General features: G+C 34.3%; 19 protein-coding genes. 1 reads left to right on the top strand and 18 read right to left on the bottom strand.

The window, feature by feature from the left end:
* Positions 1-149 precede the first annotated feature (149 nt).
* From GKZ86_RS07635 to GKZ86_RS07550, 18 genes are all read right to left on the bottom strand, one after another.
* A complete protein-coding gene (locus tag GKZ86_RS07635; RefSeq protein ID WP_154782518.1) occupies positions 150-776 on the bottom strand; it encodes an NAD(P)-dependent oxidoreductase in 627 nt (208 codons plus the stop codon).
* Positions 777-1,583 carry an inositol monophosphatase family protein gene (locus GKZ86_RS07630; RefSeq protein WP_154782517.1) on the bottom strand — a complete coding sequence of 269 codons (807 nt, stop codon included), beginning with the start codon at positions 1,581-1,583 and terminating at the stop codon, positions 777-779.
* Between the two features lie 78 nt (positions 1,584-1,661).
* Positions 1,662-2,522: an AraC family transcriptional regulator gene (locus GKZ86_RS07625; protein ID WP_154782516.1), complete on the bottom strand. Its 861-nt coding sequence runs from the start codon at positions 2,520-2,522 to the stop codon at positions 1,662-1,664.
* A 130-nt stretch (positions 2,523-2,652) separates the two neighbouring features.
* Positions 2,653-3,678 carry a hypothetical protein gene (locus GKZ86_RS07620; protein WP_154782515.1) on the bottom strand — a complete coding sequence of 342 codons (1,026 nt, stop codon included), beginning with the start codon at positions 3,676-3,678 and terminating at the stop codon, positions 2,653-2,655.
* Positions 3,679-3,921: 243 nt separating this feature from the next.
* Entirely contained in the window at positions 3,922-4,590 is a 669-nt protein-coding gene (locus tag GKZ86_RS07615; protein WP_154782514.1) for a hypothetical protein, read from the bottom strand.
* Between the two features lie 87 nt (positions 4,591-4,677).
* A complete protein-coding gene (locus GKZ86_RS07610; protein ID WP_154782513.1) occupies positions 4,678-5,409 on the bottom strand; it encodes a hypothetical protein in 732 nt (243 codons plus the stop codon).
* Positions 5,410-5,423: 14 nt separating this feature from the next.
* Complete coding sequence (locus GKZ86_RS07605; protein ID WP_154782512.1) at positions 5,424-6,227, bottom strand: HmuY family protein; 804 nt, start codon at positions 6,225-6,227, stop codon at positions 5,424-5,426.
* Between the two features lie 9 nt (positions 6,228-6,236).
* Positions 6,237-6,956, bottom strand: a complete 720-nt coding sequence (locus tag GKZ86_RS07600; RefSeq protein WP_154782511.1) for an HmuY family protein — start codon at positions 6,954-6,956, stop codon at positions 6,237-6,239.
* Positions 6,957-6,982: 26 nt separating this feature from the next.
* The gene (locus tag GKZ86_RS07595) at positions 6,983-9,367 is read right to left on the bottom strand and encodes a TonB-dependent receptor (protein ID WP_154782510.1); all 2,385 of its coding nucleotides are present in this window, start codon (positions 9,365-9,367) and stop codon (positions 6,983-6,985) included.
* A 456-nt stretch (positions 9,368-9,823) separates the two neighbouring features.
* Entirely contained in the window at positions 9,824-10,561 is a 738-nt protein-coding gene (locus GKZ86_RS07590; RefSeq protein ID WP_154782509.1) for a hypothetical protein, read from the bottom strand.
* Positions 10,562-10,760: 199 nt separating this feature from the next.
* A complete protein-coding gene (locus tag GKZ86_RS07585) occupies positions 10,761-13,169 on the bottom strand; it encodes a TonB-dependent receptor (RefSeq protein ID WP_154782508.1) in 2,409 nt (802 codons plus the stop codon).
* 227 nt (positions 13,170-13,396) lie between these two features.
* Complete coding sequence (locus GKZ86_RS07580) at positions 13,397-13,900, bottom strand: 4'-phosphopantetheinyl transferase superfamily protein (RefSeq protein WP_154782507.1); 504 nt, start codon at positions 13,898-13,900, stop codon at positions 13,397-13,399.
* Positions 13,897-14,151: an acyl carrier protein gene (locus tag GKZ86_RS07575; RefSeq protein ID WP_154782506.1), complete on the bottom strand. Its 255-nt coding sequence runs from the start codon at positions 14,149-14,151 to the stop codon at positions 13,897-13,899. The genes GKZ86_RS07580 and GKZ86_RS07575 overlap by 4 nt, the downstream gene beginning before the upstream one ends.
* A 4-nt stretch (positions 14,152-14,155) precedes the next feature.
* A complete protein-coding gene (locus tag GKZ86_RS07570) occupies positions 14,156-15,430 on the bottom strand; it encodes a beta-ketoacyl synthase (protein WP_154782505.1) in 1,275 nt (424 codons plus the stop codon).
* Entirely contained in the window at positions 15,427-15,864 is a 438-nt protein-coding gene (locus GKZ86_RS07565; protein WP_154782504.1) for a 3-hydroxyacyl-ACP dehydratase FabZ family protein, read from the bottom strand. Before GKZ86_RS07565 ends, GKZ86_RS07570 begins: the two co-directional genes overlap by 4 nt.
* 215 nt (positions 15,865-16,079) lie before the next feature.
* A complete protein-coding gene (locus GKZ86_RS07560) occupies positions 16,080-17,132 on the bottom strand; it encodes a type III polyketide synthase (protein WP_154782503.1) in 1,053 nt (350 codons plus the stop codon).
* Entirely contained in the window at positions 17,129-17,842 is a 714-nt protein-coding gene (locus tag GKZ86_RS07555; RefSeq protein ID WP_154782502.1) for a methyltransferase domain-containing protein, read from the bottom strand. The genes GKZ86_RS07560 and GKZ86_RS07555 overlap by 4 nt, the downstream gene beginning before the upstream one ends.
* Complete coding sequence (locus GKZ86_RS07550; RefSeq protein ID WP_154782501.1) at positions 17,843-18,970, bottom strand: NAD(P)/FAD-dependent oxidoreductase; 1,128 nt, start codon at positions 18,968-18,970, stop codon at positions 17,843-17,845. It lies immediately after the preceding gene.
* A 260-nt stretch (positions 18,971-19,230) separates the two neighbouring features.
* Between GKZ86_RS07550 and GKZ86_RS07545 the strand changes: the two genes are divergently transcribed.
* Entirely contained in the window at positions 19,231-19,941 is a 711-nt protein-coding gene (locus GKZ86_RS07545; protein WP_228526573.1) for a hypothetical protein, read from the top strand.
* Positions 19,942-20,013 lie beyond the last annotated feature (72 nt).

Raw genomic sequence — 20,013 nt, 5'->3', positions numbered from 1 at the left:
TTTAGTTTTGAATTAATAAAATTCTAAAACAAATATAACACAAATACCGATCGGTATTTGATAAATGAATAAAAAAATCCCATCTTAAAAAAAATGGGATTTAGCTTTGATTTTTATTCGAATTTTAATTCAAAAACAAGTTCTTCAAATTAATTCGTCAATGCTACATATTGGTTAATAAATTTAGGGTTTTCGGCTTCATTAATTAAGAAATGAGCAACATCAGCTCTTGAAATTTTTCCAACTTTCATTCCTTTTTGAAGTTCTGGCAACACTTTATAAGATGAAGTTTGATCTCCGTCTGTAAGCATTCCGGGTCTGATAATTTCCCATTTAATAGCACTTTTGGTAATTAATTCTTCCATTATTGTTTTGTTGTTATATTGGTCTTTCAGAAATAATGAAATCACACTTCGCATAAAAAAGCTCAAATAATTTTTGCTTTCTCCAGCTCCAAAACCAGTAATGACCAAAACTGGCGAAGAATAATTTAATTCATCAGTAACGTTTATAAGCGTTTTGGCAATATCAGAAAATAGGGTAGTTGCTTTTTTATTTTTTGTTCCAACAGTTATTAATACTACATCAGAACCTTTTATGGCATGTTTTAAATCTATTGGCGATGTTGCGCTGCCGTTTATTTTAATGAGTTTAGGATGATTTGGAATCTGATCTGTATTTGTCGATAACGCTGTTACGGTATGTCCGTTTTTAAGCGCTTGTATTACGGACTGTAAACCAATTCCGGCTCCGGCGCCTATAATTGCTATATTCATTTAGTTTGTTGCTTTAATTTGTAGATATTTTTCTGCAATACTTTTTGGTGCGACTAATAAATTTTCGCTTCCCCATTTCCATGAAGATCCGTTTGTTGTCAGGATTTCAGCTCCGGCTTCTTTCGCAATAAGCAAACCGGCAATCCAGTTATAAGTATCAAGATCTTCCTGAACAAACAAATCGATTCTTCCTGCGCCAACATAAGCCAGTTGCAAACCGTGTGGGCCGTAATTTCTAATGATTCCAAAATTGTCAAGCAGTTTTGTTACGGTAGAACCAATTTTTCGGTTTAAATTAGTATTTGATTTATCCTGATGTCCGTATTCAAAAACAGCCAGCATAACTGCCAAATCTGTTTTACGACTAATTTTTAGTGATTTGCCATTCATAAAAGCACCTTCGCCATCTTTTGCCCAAAACATTTCATTGGCCAACGGATCATAAATTACAGAGAAGAAAGGTTTTCCATCACGAATAAGTGCCAGATTTACCGTCCATCCTGCAATATGCTGAAGATATTGTATTGCGCCATCCATTGCATCACAAAGCCAGTATTCTTGCTGTTCTGCCGGATTTCTTTGTGAATCAGTGTCAAATTCGTCGCCAATATGCCAGGGAATATTTGGAAATTCTAACAATAAATCGTCTTTTAAGGAAGTCAGACACAATGCATCAATGTCTTCTAATTGTTTTAAAAGCGCGTCCATAGTTTGTGGAACCGCATTTTGTTTATAGTCTTTTAAAAAGACATCGCCCACTTTTCGTACTGCATCGAGTATGAATGGAATATTGATTTCGTTTTGCATATCATTTGGTATTAATTACAATGCAAAACTAGTTGTAGTATGGTTTTTAATGTAGTTTCAATAAAGGGAAGGATAGTCCTAATCACGGAATTTTTTCCGAAATTCAAGAGGCGTAAGGTTGGTTACTTTTTTAAAAAGTTTTCCAAAATAAACAGGTTCATCATAACCTACTTCATAAGCTATTTCCTTGACGTTTTTATCTGTAAAATAAAGCAATCTTTTGGCTTCCATAATCGAGGCTTCCTGAATATGAACAGATACAGGACTTCCGGTTAAGGATTTTACGGTATCATTTAAATGTGCCGCAGAAATAGAAAGTGCAGAAGCATATTGAGCAGGCTGTTTCCAGGTTTTGAAATGCTCTTTTGTTAGGTTTATAAAAATTTCCTTGATGATAATGCTGCGGTTTTCTTTCTCTTTATCAACAGATAAATTAGAAACCAGTTCTCCGGAAATTAAACTCAAAAGGGCATTTAATAAGGAATGAATACTTTTTTGTGTGTAGTTATTTGTATTTTCGGCTTGTACTTTTTCTATTAAATCCATTAGAATACTAAGCTGCTGGCAAAATTTAGATTCTTGTTGAAGTAAAAAAGGATTGTCGATTTTATTTTCTAAAAGCTGCAAGATTTCTTTACTAACGAGCGACGGATCAAAACTAATCATCCATCCTTTAGGATTTTTTACATCTATAATATGATGCACTTGTTCAGGAAATACACAAAGTAAGGCCGGAGCAGAAAATTCTACATTTTCAAAATCAATATTTAATTTGAATGTTCCGTTGAGAGCCAACATCAATTGACAATGATTATCCCGATGTGGTTTCGAAATATCGTGTTCTTCAACATCCGGATTCTTCATATTAACAATAATAATTCCTGCCTTTGCAAGAGGCGAAAGTTCAAATTGTTTAATAGTATGGTTTTGATTTTTCAAGATTAGAAAACGTTGGTTTTAAAAGCAAATAGCTTTATTACTTGCAAAAATAGAGATTAAAAAATATGAAAAAAGCCTTTAGCGGAAATAACTGCTAAAGGCTTTTTAGTAAAATTTAAACTATTGAATATTATTTAACAGTTACGGTATAAGCGGTAAGTGTGTTGGCAGTACCTCTGTAAAACCTCATTCTGTTGTATGTTCCGGCTGGTACGCCGGCAGGAATTTTTAATACAGCTCTGTAAGGCGTAACGCTTACAATTTCTAAAGGATAAATTACAGTAGTGGCAGTACTTGAAAATAGTTCTACACTAGTAACGGTGTTCATCAACCCGCCTCTTATTTCGATTGTTTCTCCTGTTTGTTTTTCCGCAGGTGAGCCCGTTAATTCGGCTTTAAAAGTAGTTGGCTCAATAACATTTATTTTAAACCTGTTTTCTACATTTGCGTCTTGTAGTGTATAGATTCCATTTTTTATACGGAGATCATACATTCCTATTGGCATATTTTCAGGAAGAAAATAATACACTCCATATTCCAGGAAAGGTGCAACAGCAGGGCCTCCCAAATAAGATATTTCTGCAGTATATTCAGTCTGATCTGTAGCAGCTACGAAGTATACTCTCGTATCTTTAACGCTTAGCCATAAATTATCGATGTAGATTGCACCGCTTCTGGCTTGGTTTGTCTTTTTTTGCAGTATCCCTTTTGATAAAGTTTCTCCTGCACTTAAGAACCAGGACTGAGGTTCTGCCTGTCTAAAGTCTATTTTTAAAGTATATTGTTTCGTCGTTCCCGCTTTTGAAGTAACGGTATAAACAGCGCCATCTTTAAAAGCAATCTCTGCACCTGATGCCGGAGAAATTACGGCTTCTGTACCAAGAACAATTTCAGGTTTAATAGTTTCAGGAAGCGCCATATAATTACTCCATGTAATGATAATTTTGTCTTCTGTCAATGCAGCACTAATAGGATTGTTTTCTGGATCTTTTATGGTAAAGGATTCAATATGGGTATATCCGGAAACCTTGATTACATCTCCGGGAATCGTATTTATTTTATCATTATATTCGGTATCACACGAAAAAAATAATACTGATAAAAAAAGTGCTCCAACGGTATATAAAAACATATTGGTTTTGTTTTTTTTATTCATGATTGTATTGGTTATTTTGATTTTTAAATGATTTTATTTATTAGTTTTGCCATCTATTGATAAATGGGCTTTTATATTTTTAAAATGCCTGTACTTTCAATGCTTGCGGTAATTTATAAAACCGTTTGATAGTCATGGGGGAATGATATGATATTAGTATAATGCAGAGATCGCCGGTCAAGCTTTACTGCAGTTACTTTTAATTATTTCGTGATCCCATGTTCTTTTTTTACATTGTTATTATTATTTTACCTGTGTCCAGTTATAGCTTATTGTACTGCTTGAAGCTCCCGGAGCAATGCCCGTTACTTTAACCAAATAAGCTTCTGTAGCTGTTGTAGGGTCAGTAATAGATTGTGAATTAGTACCAGATGTTTTCCATATTACAATAGCTTTTGCAGGAGTCATAACGTGAGTTGTGATATTATAAGAGTAATATCCTAATCCGTAGTTTGATCCTGAGATACTTCCGTCATATCCTAATACATTGTATGGGTCAGATGCCGGTGCAGTACCAACATTTCCTGTATCATTTTTAACGGCAATAGTTCCGCTCCAAAGATCGTAATCTGCACAAGTCTGATCTAAATCTATTGTACCAACATACCACTGATCAGTATTGCCTGCAGGACGTATTGATCCTCCGTAAATACCTTCCCATTGTACATTAACACCGCCAATTGTAGCCGCTACAGGTGTCCAGTTTGCATCAACAGAAGATGGCGCCTGCCATCTGTTAACCGTTACCGATGTTGAAGTTGATGAACATAATACAAGAGCACTTTTTTTAGTTGCACTAGAAATTTGTTGTTCTTTAGCTAACGCTTGTGAATCAGCAGTCTGGTCGTCAGAGCTGCAAGATGTAATTGAAATAGCAGCCAATGCTATAATTGATAAGATTATTTTTTTCATAATATTTTATATTAATAGATTTAGTTGGCTTCTTTCATTACCACTGCATTAAAGACAGGCATTTTTATTTTTCTAAATTTTGATGGCTTATTTTATCCTGAAAGGAAGTTTCATAGTAACTGATAAATTGTAGCTTTCCATCATGATCCAATAATCAGTATCAAGCAGCAAACCTGTGTTAAGTCCAAAAGAATACATAGCATAAAAACTAGCAATGTTAAGTCCATCGTTGTATTGTTGCAGCTGCAGTTTCTTGTTTCCTTGTGCATCAACAACAAACAGTTTGGTTACTTCATAAGATGGTATGAAATTTTCTCCTTTTACAGTTATTGAACCTCCTGCCTGAATCGTAAAAGGTACTGTCGCAGTAGATAATTCACTTAGAGTAATAGTTGGTTGCTGTATTACAACTTTTACCGTATAAACAGCTGTTGTGCCATCGGCTGCTTTTGTAGTATATGTTACAGGAGTTTTACTAAAAACCGGTAATAATTCTGTTGCAACAGGAGAAATAGTTGTCTTTTCAGGCAGCGTTATAGCAGTTTCAAGATATTCGTATTGATAGTAAGAGGGCAAATAAACTGTAATCGTTTTTTCAATATTATTTACAGCACTGTAAATCGCTTGTTCTTCGCCTGGATTTGTTACTTTAAAAGATATAATTCGTCTGGCATCAAGATCTGTAATAATTTCTGTAACGGGATCTTCTTTTACATCTGTCCATCTGTCTTCTTCACTGCTGCAAGCCGTTAAGAGACTAAAAAGAGATAAACAAGTAAAAAACAGGGTTGTTTTTAATTTGGTATTTTTGATATTCATGATATTGGGGTTGGTTATTTAATTTCAAATTTGGTACTTCCTGCTGGTACAATCACATAATCAAAAGTGTAGTACATGTGAGGCGTATCTTTAAACCATTCTGTGGGAGTATAAATATCTTTATAAACAGATATCATTTTAATTTTGGCATAATTTCCATTTGCGGTTTTAAGAATAACTGTTCTTGCCGGAATAACAGTGCCGTTGTTAATTGTAAGCGGTTCTCCAAGTGCATAAGCTACGTGGGCTTTCTGCGGATCAGTTCCGTTTGTTACCACTTCTCCTCCAAAATCGTATAAATACCAACCAATTCCATTACCAAAAGAACCGGCATCATCTGTACCAATAAGATCAATTCCTGTTTTAAACTCGCTGTCTGCAGGAATATCAACAACATCATTAAAAGGTTTTGCTACAATTGCAATTCCGCCCTTACCGCCGGCCAGATATCCATTATTTTGAGTATTGGTACCATTATTACCTGATAAAAAGCTGGCATAAAGTCCACCAAAAGCTAAGTCCCATTTACGTGTTTTTTTATATGATCCTTCTACCGCTTTATTTTCTTCAAGACTGTAATACAAAGTTGCCGATGGAGCAGTAGGATTTTCATCAGAAGTACTTCCCTGATAATTTTTTACGTGAATTACTTTATAGTATAAACTAGTATCCGGTATTTCTGTGTCCGGATTTTCTTCATTTCCATTTTCCTCAGCAGATTTATCATCAGATGAACATGCTGTAAGTATTGAAGCAATAAAGAAAACGGTTAGTATTGATCGTGGTATTTTATGAATTGAGGCTTTAAATTTTTTCATAGGATTATATTATTTGGTGTTTAAATTTTTGCTTCCGTCAGCCTGAACATAATATCTGAATGTAAAATAAGGTGCTGGCCAATTAAGATCTGTTACTGCAGGAGGATTGCCTTTGTAAGCATTTACAAGCTGTAGTTTTGCGTATTTCCCATTCGGAAGTCTTATTGCGTAAGTACGATCAGGAATAGCCTGCATAATATGACTGCTTAAACTGTAATAAAACCAACCTGCAGAACTTTCAGAAGATGCCCATCCAATTTTAGTAATTTCACTAGTATCAAATTCAGTGTCAGCCGGAGCCTGAATTACATTTTTATAAGCATCTTTCAGAAGTACTACGGCCGTATTTTGAGCAACTCCTTCGTAACCTGGATTGTATTGATATTTTGCATTATTTACAAAAACCTCGCTGTTGTAGGGTCCTGTAAAAGCAATATCCCAATCTGCTGTTTTCATATATTGCAAAGAATCTGCTTTGGTATGAAGCCAAATTTGCTTTTGATCGCTGAAACGAAAAAGGAAAGTGTGAAAACTTCTTTGTTCTTTTCCATTTGTTCCGTCACCCATAGAAGCTCCGGTGTCTCCGGCAAGATCGCTAATTACGGTGCTTTTGCCATCTTCCAGTGAAGCAGTCGTATCTTCTTCGCTACTGCTGCAGGCGATAAAGTTGATCGCTGTAAGCATCAACAGTAACATATACCATTTTTTAATTATTTTGTTTGTTGTCATTTGGGAATATTTAAAGTTTATTAGTTTTACTGGTCTTTAAAAAAACGATAGCTTATGCCCACGAGAAGTATTCTTCCGGGTTGTCCGGGCATTAAAGGATCGGTGTAGTTAAAAATATTATCAGCAGTAAACCTGATGCTGAGATGGTTTTTGAGTAGTTGTTTTTCGAGACTGGCATTGGTCAGAAAATAATCTTTCACAAAAATGTCATATTTGTCGATAAACTGGTTTCCGTTGCGGTCTCCAAAAGGATATTTTCCTCTAAAGTTGACCCTGACATTGGCATTGATTTTCCAGGGATCATAACGATAAAAAATAGAAGTATTGGCCATGTGGCGCGAACGGTTTTCGATTCCCCAATAATCAGATGGACGGGGCGCATAAGAATTTCCTGTTGCCGGATCATGTATGTTTTGGCTATAAGGCCATTTTCCTGCCCTAATGCTGTCCTTAACACTTAAATCTTTTGCAATTAAGTATTGATAACCAACACTGATTTCCATATTTTTTAACGGACTCAATTTTAAGGCAAGCTCAAATCCTTTGTTTACCGCTTCGGGCAGGTTTTGATACGTATAAATAATTCGGTTATTGGTGCCCGTTGCTACTTGTATACTATTAATTTGATTTGTTATTTTATGATAAAAAACACTTCCCTCAACTTTAAAAGTTTTAGAAGGTTCCAGAACCAAACCTGCATTGTATGAGGTACTTTTTTCGGCCTGTAAGTTTCCCGCTGTCTGATTTAAAACGTATTGTCTGATTTCGCTTATTTGCCCATCTTGCTGTAATTGTTGAAGTGTAGGGGAGAGCACGGCGTTTCCAATTACAAGATAATTGCTGCTGGGATTGTAAAACACTAAGTAGTTTGTCTTGAAATCCGGAGCTTTAAAACCTGTGCCAATACCTGTTTTAAATGTAATTTTGGGCGTTATAAAATACTGAAGTCCAAAACTGGGATTCAATCTTCCTCCAAAGTTATTGGTATGATCGTATCGTAATCCGCCAACAGCTTTCAATTTTTGAAAAGGATTCCATTCGCCCTGAATGTATGAGAAAAAAGTTTCTAATGAATTTACGCCATTTAGCGCAACATCGTTCATGTTTTCGATACTTCCGCCAATACCACCAACCAGCTGATATGAATTGTTGTTACTGTAAGAGAACTGTTGTTCAACACGATGTAATGTTTGTTTAAAAACATCCTGACTTACCGAACTATTATTTTGTTGCCACGCAACGCTCATGTCTGCAGTATAATGCGTGAGATAATATCTTGTAATACTTCTAAAATTACTATTGAAGCGATGGTCAAAAGAAACAGAAAGATTAAGATCCTGTTCGTCCTGATTATCACCGGATATATGACCAAGACCAAAATCCTTTTGCATGAAAGAACGTCTCAATCCATAACGCCCGCTTAAACCCAGAAAACTGTTTTCGTTTACCTGATAACGCGATCGTCCTTGTAAACTGTAGTTGTCATAAGGCGGAGATGTCGTGCCTTGAATGTATTTAGAATTGGTATTATAACCGTCTGTTCTGTAATAGTTAGCAGCAATATTCGCGGTTCCTTTATTTTGTAAAAAAGGGGTTTCTCCTTCGAGTGTTGCATCAATTATATTTAAAGATCCATAACTTAAAGAAGCCTGCATTTGCGGATCAACGACGCCATGACGTGTAATAATATTAATAGTTCCTCCTAGTGCTTCGCTTCCATAAAGGCTGGAAGATGCACCTTTTATAATTTCAATGCGTTCAATATTCGATACGCTGATTCGGGAAAGATCAAAATTGCCATTATTTCTCCCAACCATTGGCTGGCCATCTATCAAAACCATAATATATTCACTGCCAAATCCCTGCATCTGAACACCAACAGAACGGGCTCCGCCACTGATATTATTTACAATAGCAATTCCGGTTTGTTCTTTTAATATTTCGTCAAGTCTTCTGCTGCCCATAAGTTCTATGGTTTTGCGATCTATTATTGTTACTGGCATTGCGCTGTATTGTGCATTGACTAAGGTTTCCGGATTGTTCTTTACAGCACGACCAGTTACACTAACTTCTTTAAGATCAATACCGGACTCCATTTGTATATGAAGCGGCTTAATCGCTTGTCCGTTTAAAGTAACTTCTTGTATGTAATCTTTAAAACCCATAGTAGTGATTCTGATGGTGTAAATTCCATTTGCTAATCCTGAAAATAAAAAATAGCCTTTGCTGTCAGATAGTGTACTTTTACCAGTTGGTTCTAATACTATTTTTGCGTGTGATAACGGATTTTCAGAATGATAAATTAAACCGCTTATAACATTATTATTTTGCGCCTGAGCGATACTAATTGATAGTAAAATAAAACCTGTAATAGTCTTTTTAACAGAATTGAAAGTGCTTATATTTTTCATTTATTATTGATATGCGTATTGCCTTTTTGATACGAATAATAATAAAATACTATTCTTATTTAGACTGCGTAAAAATAATAATTAATAATATAGTAATAGTATTTTTTTTACATATTTTTTAAGAAGTAAAAAACAGTAGAAAAAGTAATTTAATTTTAAGCTTGAAATAAAAGACTATAATTAATTGTATTATAGTTTTTTATAATATTTTATGTGATTTTGTAAAATTTTAATTTTAAGAAAAAATTAACAAAAAAGAAGTATTCGGTTTTTTTAAGTTTAACCGAATTACGGAGGAATTTGCATTGAAAAATAACAATGCATTTTTTGAAAAACAGCGGTAAGGAAAAAGGGATAAATTATTAAATTTTAGTTCTCAATTTTGTTAGGAGATATTCATTCTGATTTACTGAAGTTCTTCAAAAATGATATCTCCAAAAACAGATAAAAACTTAATTATTGATGCAACACAAATAAGTTGCAGCGATGGCGTTTACTTTTAAATGCTACATTCTGATATATTCCAGAAACTGGCTCGACCCAATCTTGTCGAATGATATATAATCCTTTCATAGTAGGATAAAATGTTGCTTCACCATCTTTATTAAGGACGATTTCTTTTTCCCAGTTTTCTGGATTAAATACACGAAGTTTTGTTCCGGGTTTTGAAGGTTTTCCATCAAAAAAAGCTTTTACTGTAATCTTTCCATTTTCAGAAATAGTCATAAGATCAAGTTTCTGCATTGGATTAATTTGAGATGTATTTAAATGACCAACATTGTAGAAGGCAGAAATATAATCTATAGGTAAAATGTTTTCTCCACCTGAAGCAGAGCGATCTACAACGGGATGTTTATCGTTAATTCCGATAATACGATATTGTCCTTCATTTTTCGGAATAAATGTTGCCAGCCAGCAATCTTTTTGCTTTACAAGTTGTAATTCCTGTTCAATACCTTTAGAATCAACAATACGCATTCTAAAATCTCCTGCCAATTGAAGTTCCTTGCCCGTATCTCTGTGTCGTACACCATATTCATCCATACTGCCATAACACAATTCGATGTTTACAGGTTCATTAATTTTATTACTGCCTTTTACGTCGATCCAGTATGCGCTGGCATGAGCAGAGAAAGAACATATAAGGTATAAGCAAAAAGTGATATAAAATCTGATCAATATTTTATTTTTCATAACAATAATATCTATTTATTTATCTGACGGAAAAATGCTTTTTTTAGTTTTATTTCGCCAAATTATAATTCCCGTTTACAATTTTTAGTTCTTCTTCAAAAACTAAAGGTTGCCCGTGAGGACAACCAATAGTATATTTAAGCTTAAAAATGCAGCCAGGCTATTCCATTTTTAAAATTTATTTTGCTTTCGCTAAATATTAGAATTTCAAAGCAAAACTACCTAAAAATTGAGCGGGAGTCTGAGGAGTCAATCTTACATTCCACGTTTTTTCGCTGGTAAGGTTATTCACCTTGAAACTAATTCTGTATTTAGGCTGGTCATAATATAATGCGGCATCAAGCAAAGTATATTCTGGTATCGTAACCTGATTTATTTGTGTTCCGGTTGTTGTTGGAGTTTCTGTATTAACAACATAAGACATAGTACCATAGTTTCCTCCAAAACCAGCACCAAGACCTTGAAATTTACCTTCAGGGATACGGTAACTCAACCAGAAGTTTACAGTAGTTGCAGGACCAGAAAGGGCAGGGCGTCGGCCGTTTACAGTAGCATCTGCTTTAGTGTATTCGCTATCATTATAAGCATAACCTGCTATTACGTTGAAACCTGAAAAAGGATTTGCAGTAAATTCAGCTTCAAAACCACGGCTTCGCTGAGTACCATCTTGTATAGAGTAAGTAGCATCCGTTGGATCTTGTCTTAATGAATTTGCGACCTGTATGTCATAATAACTTAAAGTACCTACAAGGCGATGATTAAAAACATCTCCTTTTACACCAAACTCAAGCTGATTAGCGTGTTCCGGTTTAAATGCAGTACCATCAAGAGCTTGTCCGCTTTTATTTAAGAAACCATTGATATAATTGGTAAACAATGATAAATGATCTTTACTCAATTCATATACTAAACCAAGTTTTTGTGATAATGAAGTTTGGTTATAAGGTCCTGCAGAAGTACCATTAGCACCAAGTCCACCGGCAGTAACGCCAGTTGCAATGTTGTAAACACCAAGATATTCGTAACGATCTACACGTAAGCTAAGCATAGTAGATAATCTGTCTGTAACATTAAATACATCAGATACATAAGCTGCATACGTATTGTCTCTGTTTTTTTCTTTACGCAGCGTGTAACCAGTTCCTGATTGTGCGATAGCATTTACCATTTGAAGATTCGCACCTGCATTGGCTGGTGGATTTATAAAATCAAAAGTTGGTGTATTGATAGTAAGACGGTCAAAATCATTATAATTATTATAATAATCTAATCCTACAACCATACGGTTTCTAAATTTTCCGATTTTAAAATCACCAATAAAATTTTGCTGAATATCTGTTGCGATGAAGTTTGTATTTCCTGAAATTACCTGAACACGGGCCGTAGTATCACTTAGTGCGTTTATTGCAGTAATGTTACCATCGATAGTAGAACGAGTTCTCGAAAAAATAGTTTGAGAAGTCCATTCGTCAGATATTTTGTAATTAATTTGTCCGAAGATATTCAACATTTGAGTGTTGTATACCAAATCATTGCTCATGAAAGTTCTTTCATAAGGAAAAGCAATATCTACAATAGACAAGCTTTTACCACTTTTGTTAAAAGGATTGAAACGCACAACCGATGTACCTTCTTCTTTACCAAATTCTACGTCAAGTAATAATGATAATCTGTCGTTAATTTGATAGGAGAAGCTTGGTGCAATCGTAATGTTTTTAGTAAAACCAAGATCCTGAAAACTTTTTTGTTGTGTTGAAGCTCCATTAAGGCGAAATAATGCTGTTTTATCGTCATTAACCGGCGTGTTAACATCAACTGTAAGACGATTAAAATTATAACTTCCTCCGGTATAAGCAACTTCGCCACCAAAATCGTTATAAGGTTTTTTAGTTACACGATTGTAAACTCCACCATAACTGCTTGATACACTTGCACCAAAAAGCGTTGCTGAAGGTCCTTTGATAGCTTCCAGACGTTCCAGATTTACGGGATCGATAGTAGCAAAAACAGCTCCGGCTACACCGTTACGAGCATTTGGCTCTGTCTCAAAACCACGAGAACGAAATGTTACACGTCCTTGGTTGGCAATCATTGGAATACCTGCGCCGGGTACACTTTTTGAAACACTTGCCAAATCAACAGCAGATTGCTCTAATATAAGTTCTTTAGAAACAGTGTTATAAACCTGTGGGTTTTCAAGGTTTTTTAACGGTAAGCGGGCAACATATTTACTTTCTTTTTTAGAAAACCTGTTAACTGTGCCAGAAACAGTAACTTCCTGTAACGCCATAACGTTTTCTTTAGGTAATTGATAATCAACTGTTACAGTTTGTCCTGAAGCAACTGTTGTTTCAATAATTTGTTCTGCAGCTCCTAACACTTGTATTTTAATATGATAAGTAGCGGCAGGAACGTTTTTAAAACTGTAATTACCTTTTTCGTCGGTAAGTGTAGATTTGTTAAGTTCGATTATAGAAACCGATGCAGAGGTAAAAGGCTGTCCGTCAACAAGAAGTATCTGACCGGAAATGTTACCCGTAGATTGGGCATAAACAGAGGTTATGCTTGCCAGTACAGAGACTAGAAAACACAATAAAAATCTAGGCATAAAAATTATGAATTTATGGGGGTTATATATATTGACCGCAAATATAACTAACTATTTAGATTTAGTCTTAATAATCACTTATTAATAACAATTTATTTAAATATGTTAGAAAGGATATAAATTCAGAATTTCTACAAAATTGAAGGTTTTGTTTGTTTTAAAGACAAATGAGCACATTTCAAAATAGAATGAAAATAGAAAAATGTGATTAAAGCTTATATTTTAATTTAGGATTTTATGGTAACGACTTTTTCAAATCGACCATGATGACTTATAGAAACATCCTGCATTGTATTTGATGAAGAATTTATCCAATACGGAATTCCATTTTTGTCTTTAATAATAGATTTTTTTTCAATTTCTATTACATGATTCAGATTTTCTAAAAGATTGACTGCAATCGTATGGATATTTTTATCAGAAAGAATTGTTTGTGTATGGTATAGGTTTCCGGAACAGATAACATTCCCGGTAATAAGATTTTTGTTTTGCGATATTATTGAACAAACCAGTTTTTGAGGAATATATTCTCTTCGTTTTGTTTTTCGGTTGTAGATTTTATAAGCAGCTTCTTTCATACTCCAAAGCATCCAAACCATGATTTCAGGATTTGATGCGTTTGAAATAAGCAATTGTTCTTCAATGGTAAATAGTTTTTCTATAAAACCCTTGCGTTGCCAATTGCTTTCTTTTCGAGATTGCAGAATATCTATAACATCATTTCCGATCATTTTGCGGCCAGTTTTGTTTCTATGATTTCGACAGCGGTTTTAACATCAAGCATGCGTTCCATATCTACGTTATCTATTACGACATCAAAAGCTTCTTCAATATCCAGGACAATATCTACCAAATTAGCTGAATTTATACTCAGATCGTTAATGAAATCAGTATTTTCCGTAAGGTTGTCATACGCTTCTGTATTCGTAGTATATGGCTTTATGATCAATTTTAGTTTAGCGATAAGTTCTTCTTTGTTCATATTATTATTTTTGAAATTTTTTAAAGATTATACAGGCATTCACATCACCAAAACCGAAACTTGCTTTGGCAATTATGGTTGGATTAATAGTTATTGTTTTTAAAGGTATTTTTGAAGGATCAATAAGTGCAGTAATTTCAGGATGAAGATCTTCACAATTAATATTTCCAAAAACAAAACCTTCGTGTAGCTGTAGTATCGCTGCAATGCTTTCAATACTTCCGGCGGCACTTAAACAATGTCCGGTCATACTTTTTAAGGAATTGATGTATGGAAAATCATTTCCTTTTCTATTTAATGCTTTTGTCCAGTTTTCAATTTCAAGACTGTCTTTTGTCGTTGCAGTAAGATGTCCATTTATAGCATCTATATCAGAAGCTGAAATATTCGAATTACGAATTGTATCACTAATACAGCGTTGTACAGCAGTACTGTTAGGAGCGGTCATGCTTCCATTACCTCGTTGCCCGCCGGAGTTTACATTTCCGCCTAATATTTCTGCATAAATCGTTGCACCACGTTCTAAGGCACTTCCTAAATCTTCTATGACTAATGCTCCGGCGCCGCTTCCGGGTACAAAACCTGCAGCCGAAGTACTCATAGGCCGTGAACCTTGTTCCGGATTATCATTATATTTTGAGCTGCAAACACGAAGTGCATCAAATCCGCCCCAAATGTATGGCCCGCTATCTCCGGTACTTCCTGCCAAAATGCGTTTTGCCTGTCCGGATTGTATACGATCGTACGCCATTAAAATAGCTTCAGTTCCTGTTGCGCAGGCAGATGAGTTTGTCGTAACCTGATTTCCTAATCCTAATTTACCGCCAAGATAAGCGCTAATGCCGCTGTTCATGGTTTGTGCTACAACAGTGCTGCCTAATCTTCGAACTTGTAATTCATCAATTTTATAAATGCTTTCGCGAAATTTATCAATACCAGAAGTTCCGGAGCCAAAAATAGTTCCGCTATTCCAATCTGGTTCGTCGTTTATTTCTATTGGTAATCCGGCATTTTTCCAGGCTTCAATACCTGCAATAACGCCATATAAAATACCCGTGCTGTTAAAACCACGGAGTTCAAGTTCTGTAAAATATTGGGATTTAAGTTCTTCAGATATTTCAGGTTTACCGGCTATCTGACAAGAAAACTGCAATTCCTGCAATTGTGCATCATGCCGAATTCCCGATATCCCGTTTTTTATGGAATGCGTAAAATCAGTAATTCCAACTCCGTTTGGAGCTGCAACACCTAATCCTGTTATTACAACTCTTTTATTCATAATTTATTCGTAATCATACCTGCTAAAACGCCTTTGCAGACTTCTTGTCCGGCTTCGTTTGTCATAACGACATCACACTTTAATTTACCAAATCTAAAAAATGTTTTTTGAGATGTTACGGTTACTTTTTCATTAGGATAAACCGCTTTTAAAAAATGAACATCTGATGATGCAAATGCTATTACGGTATCTTTATTAAAAGTATCTCCAAGCAAATAAATACCAAGGCAAACCATACCAATCTGAGCCATGGTTTCTGTCAGGATTACGCCTGGAGTTACAGGATTATCCTTAAAATGACCTTTGTAAAAATCCAGATCTTCACTGTAAGTATAAGTTCCGGTAACACTATTTTCATCAACGTGAAGCAATTCATCTACAAATAAAAAAGGCTTAGTGTACGGTAACTGTGCTAAAATATCGGTTATTTTCATTGTGTTTTTTTTATTCTTAGAGTATTTTTATTTTAACGTGTAAAATTGAACACTGATTTTACGGATTCGCTATCGCGAAAGCGCTGATTCAAACGGATTTTTTTTATAAACTTATTTTAACATTGCCCGCGGTTTTAAGTGCGGGATTACATATTGAACTAAAACAGATTTTAAATCCAATTAATAATTAACCATTTACAATTAACAATTAAATTTTACCATTGTAACAAAACCCGTTGTGCCGAAAATCCGGGACCAAAACTAAGCATCAATCCTTTTTCTCCCGCTTTTGGATTTCCATCCATGATTCTTTCTAAAACATATAATACAGTGGCGCTCGACATATTACCATATTGTTTGAGCACTTCTTTAGTATCATCAATATTTTTTCCTAATCCTGAAAAAAGTTCTTCTACTGTAGTAACAATTTTTTTTCCGCCGGGATGAAATATCATATGATCTAAATCCTTGATTTCTAAATTGTTTTTTTGAAGAAATGGATGAATTATATCTCCAAAATGAGCCGCAATCGTATCCGGAACTTCAATATCCAAAACCATTTGCAAACCGGTATTGGTAAGTTTAAACCCCATCATGTGTTCAGCCTCATAAAAATGATACATTTCTTCGTTAAGTATTTCAGGGCCATTATCTTCTTCGTGAGAAGATAGTAAACAACAAGCAGCTCCATCTCCAAAAATAGCTGCACTTACAATATTTGGCATCGAAAAATCGTCAAGCTGAAATGTTGCCGTTGGCGATTCTACAGCGATTACAGCAGCACGTTTTCCGGGATTAGCCTGTAGAAAATTCTTGGCGTATATAATGCCTGATATTCCAGCGGCACAACCCATTTCGGTTACAGGAAGACGCACAATATCTTGTCTCAGTTTCATTTTATTAATAAGATAAGCATCTAATGACGGAATCATAATTCCGGTACAACTTACCGTAATAATATAATCCAGCGTTTGCGGGTCCCAATTGGCTTTTTCGAGTGCTTTTTGTAAAACCTGCTCGCCCAGAACAATCACTTCCCGACTATAAATATCGTTTTTATCTTCAAATGATGTTGCTGTAAAAACTTCTTCAGGATCCATTATCGAATAGCGTTTGTCTACGGCGGCGCCTTCAAATATTTTTTTTACTTTTCGTATAAAACGTTCATCCTGTCCCGCCAGCCAATCATCCAAAAAAGGAAGAATATCAGCCGTTTCACGCGAGTATTGTGGTAGTTGCTTGGCAACAGTTATAATTTTTACGCTCATGTTTTAGCAATTATCCACTGGTAGCGAAAAGCCCATTTCCAGTTTATTGTATAGTTTTTTAAATTTAGTTTTTTAGAGAATTCCTCTAATTCATCTCTTTTAAACCCTCTTAATATTGATACAAGTCCATCTTCACGAGACATTCGTTTTAAATTAAAAACAAAGCAAATCAATTCAAAAAGGCGATATGCCAGTTTGCTTCGATGCAAATCATTAATAACAACTCCGATGTATGCATTGTTATTAAAGGTAGTAATTATATTTAATATTTCCTCATTCTTAAAATGGTGCAGCGTAAGGGTGCATAAGACAATATCGTATTTTATAGCTTTAAAATTTTCAGTAAAAATATCCACACTTATATACTCGATATTTGGATATTCGTTTGATAATTTTTTGGCATAATTTATTGTAAAATCATTGGCATCTATTCCTATAAGTTTAAAATTGAGATTGTTTTTTTTGCCGAATTTCGCCAGCATACGCAACATATCGCCATTACCACAACCTATATCTGCTATTGTTATTGTTTTTCGAATATCAGTTTTTTTTAATAATCGTTTGATTCCATTAAGCGTAACTTTATTTCCGCCAAGTAACTGGTTAATTCCTGCAATTTCATCAAGCGTTGCTCTTAATTCTTCTCCCTGAAGAGCAAAATCATCCATTATTTCAGTTTCCTGTGTTCTATATTGAGTATTTATTACCATTTAATTGATTGCTATAGGTTTGCCGTGCGTTTGTTTTATTATTCCCGGCAATAATCCAGGAAACGATGCAACTGTTGCAACTAGCATATTTGTAATGGTTTTGTGAGTTAAAATTCGAGCCAGAATCCTGCCCATAAATATTCTCTTTCCAAAATGTTTATTCCACTCTTTGGAATATTTTTTTTCTAATAACTCGCGAGACATTTCCTGATCAGAATAATAATCTAAGATAAGTTCTGATGCAATTTTTGCGCTATGAATTGCCATTGCCATTCCGTTGCCGCAAAGCGGGTGAATAAGGCCGGCTGTATCGCCAATCATTAAAATATGATTTTCGACAGCTTGTTTTTTATCAAAAGAAATTTGACTTATAGTTAGCGGTTTATCAAAAAGAAGCGTACTGTTTTCAAAAATAGTTTTAAGATGTTTGTTTTTATAAAGTACATTCTTCTGGTAATCTTCAATATTTTTATATTGCTTAAAAGTAGCGTAATCGGCCAGATAACAAATGTTTATACTATTGTTTTCTACTTTAGAAACTCCACAATAACCACCTTTAAAATTGTGCAGTGCTACAAGATCATTACTTAAATTACCGGAATAATGTGCTTTTACAGCCAACCAAGGTGATTTTTTAGTGATGAAATTTCGATCTAAAACCTGATCTACATTAGAGCGTTTGCCAAAAGCACCCAATACTATTTTTGCCGTTAAAACCTGATTTGAAGTGCTAACAGTAAATAGGTCATTGTTGAAAGAAACATCAGTAACGGTTTCTTTAATAATGGTACAATTATTTGCTAATGCTTTTTGATATAAAAAATCATCAAGTACAAATCGGCTAATGCCAAACCCTCCTAAAGGAAGTTTTGCTCTTGCTACTTTTCCATTATTTGAAGTAAATTCAAACTTAGTAATATTCGTTGGATTAAGTTCTGAAACATCTGCGCCAAGCCATTGAAGATAGGGGAGAATCTCATTAGAGATATATTCGCCACAAACTTTGTGTCGTGGATAATTTGATTTTTCAATCAGGATTACTTTTAAATCTTTTTTGGATAGATGTATAGCCGCTGCCAATCCGGCAAGTCCGCCACCAATAATCAATACATCCGGATTTGTTTTCATATAACCAATTTAGGAATTAAATCTCAGATAGTGGTAAAATTAAAGGTGTAAAATTTAGTTGAATTGTAAAAAGAACTCCAATGAAATAATTTATCATGATGTAGTAAAAACATGTTCGTTAAGAGGCAAATTTATAGTGCTTTTTATTTTTTTTAATAAAAGTTATGAAGTAAAAAAAAACTATGACTTGATTTTTATAGATTTGTAAAATGTATATATCCCAAAAATTGGTTGGGTAACAATTATAAAATCTAAAGACAATGAAATCTGTTACTTCAATATTTTTATTTTTAATGTTTGTTTATTCAAATTCTTACTCACAATTGAGTTCAGATAAAATATTCGAAAGCTTTAAACAAGGAGAACGTACAAATTGTTCTTCGATTGCTTTAATCAAAGCTTCTTTAAATGTTTATGGATTAGACAACCTTTTTGTAACTGAAAAAGTAAACGAAAGTTTATACAAAATAACCCTGAAAAATAATGCATCATTTGATCTTAAAAGTGATGAAATAGACAAAGCCAGATTTTCTGCGGGTTTTGTGTTTATTAAAGACAATTGCGAAAGCGAACAAATAACAGATTACGCAATATTGGCCTACGCAGTAATGGCGAAGTATAAGCAAATTATTGACAAGGATGCTACTTTTGAGAAAGCACTGGAAGATTTAGAAGATGGTGAAGTATATACGCCAACAATTTATAAATATTTAGGTTTCGAAAAAGGCAAACAAGTACAAAAGTTAAAACGCCAATCCGGAAATGAATTTTGTGGAGTTGTTGCATGGTCAACAGCGCATGCCGTTTTTGTTTGTGAGGAATTTATGGATTATTATGGCAACAAAAAAAGTATATGGATTAAATATCCGGGACGTTTTAGAATAATTAACTCAGAAGAAGGAATTAAAAACAACTATAAAATTTCAGAGATTCCTAAGGATACTCTTACTTATGGTGACGTAATAGAGTAACTTATAATTAATTGTTAAAATTATTTTAAAAAAAAGAAATCATTAAAGTTGCAATTTAAGTTAATTTGTATA

Source organism: Flavobacterium sp. LC2016-13 (assembly GCF_009707955.1).
Classification (GTDB): Bacteria; Bacteroidota; Bacteroidia; order Flavobacteriales; family Flavobacteriaceae; genus Flavobacterium.
Note: the sequence above shows the minus strand (reverse complement) of the source record. Positions and strands in the feature narration are given on the sequence as shown.

What these genes read in the sequence shown, in the direction of transcription:
- GKZ86_RS07615 (WP_154782514.1), bottom strand. Translation starts at nt 4,590, where the DNA reads ATGAAAAAAATAATCTTATCAATTATAGCATTGGCTGCTATTTCAATT.
- GKZ86_RS07575 (WP_154782506.1), bottom strand. Translation starts at nt 14,151, where the DNA reads ATGAACAAAGAAGAACTTATCGCTAAACTAAAATTGATCATAAAGCCA.
- GKZ86_RS07600 (WP_154782511.1), bottom strand. Translation starts at nt 6,956, where the DNA reads ATGACAACAAACAAAATAATTAAAAAATGGTATATGTTACTGTTGATG.
- GKZ86_RS07580 (WP_154782507.1), bottom strand. Translation starts at nt 13,900, where the DNA reads ATGATCGGAAATGATGTTATAGATATTCTGCAATCTCGAAAAGAAAGC.
- GKZ86_RS07610 (WP_154782513.1), bottom strand. Translation starts at nt 5,409, where the DNA reads ATGAATATCAAAAATACCAAATTAAAAACAACCCTGTTTTTTACTTGT.
- GKZ86_RS07605 (WP_154782512.1), bottom strand. Translation starts at nt 6,227, where the DNA reads ATGAAAAAATTTAAAGCCTCAATTCATAAAATACCACGATCAATACTA.
- GKZ86_RS07630 (WP_154782517.1), bottom strand. Translation starts at nt 1,583, where the DNA reads ATGCAAAACGAAATCAATATTCCATTCATACTCGATGCAGTACGAAAA.
- GKZ86_RS07590 (WP_154782509.1), bottom strand. Translation starts at nt 10,561, where the DNA reads ATGAAAAATAAAATATTGATCAGATTTTATATCACTTTTTGCTTATAC.
- GKZ86_RS07620 (WP_154782515.1), bottom strand. Translation starts at nt 3,678, where the DNA reads ATGAATAAAAAAAACAAAACCAATATGTTTTTATATACCGTTGGAGCA.
- GKZ86_RS07635 (WP_154782518.1), bottom strand. Translation starts at nt 776, where the DNA reads ATGAATATAGCAATTATAGGCGCCGGAGCCGGAATTGGTTTACAGTCC.
- GKZ86_RS07550 (WP_154782501.1), bottom strand. Translation starts at nt 18,970, where the DNA reads ATGAAAACAAATCCGGATGTATTGATTATTGGTGGCGGACTTGCCGGA.
- GKZ86_RS07545 (WP_228526573.1), top strand. Translation starts at nt 19,231, where the DNA reads ATGAAATCTGTTACTTCAATATTTTTATTTTTAATGTTTGTTTATTCA.
- GKZ86_RS07595 (WP_154782510.1), bottom strand. Translation starts at nt 9,367, where the DNA reads ATGAAAAATATAAGCACTTTCAATTCTGTTAAAAAGACTATTACAGGT.
- GKZ86_RS07585 (WP_154782508.1), bottom strand. Translation starts at nt 13,169, where the DNA reads ATGCCTAGATTTTTATTGTGTTTTCTAGTCTCTGTACTGGCAAGCATA.
- GKZ86_RS07560 (WP_154782503.1), bottom strand. Translation starts at nt 17,132, where the DNA reads ATGAGCGTAAAAATTATAACTGTTGCCAAGCAACTACCACAATACTCG.
- GKZ86_RS07565 (WP_154782504.1), bottom strand. Translation starts at nt 15,864, where the DNA reads ATGAAAATAACCGATATTTTAGCACAGTTACCGTACACTAAGCCTTTT.
- GKZ86_RS07570 (WP_154782505.1), bottom strand. Translation starts at nt 15,430, where the DNA reads ATGAATAAAAGAGTTGTAATAACAGGATTAGGTGTTGCAGCTCCAAAC.
- GKZ86_RS07555 (WP_154782502.1), bottom strand. Translation starts at nt 17,842, where the DNA reads ATGGTAATAAATACTCAATATAGAACACAGGAAACTGAAATAATGGAT.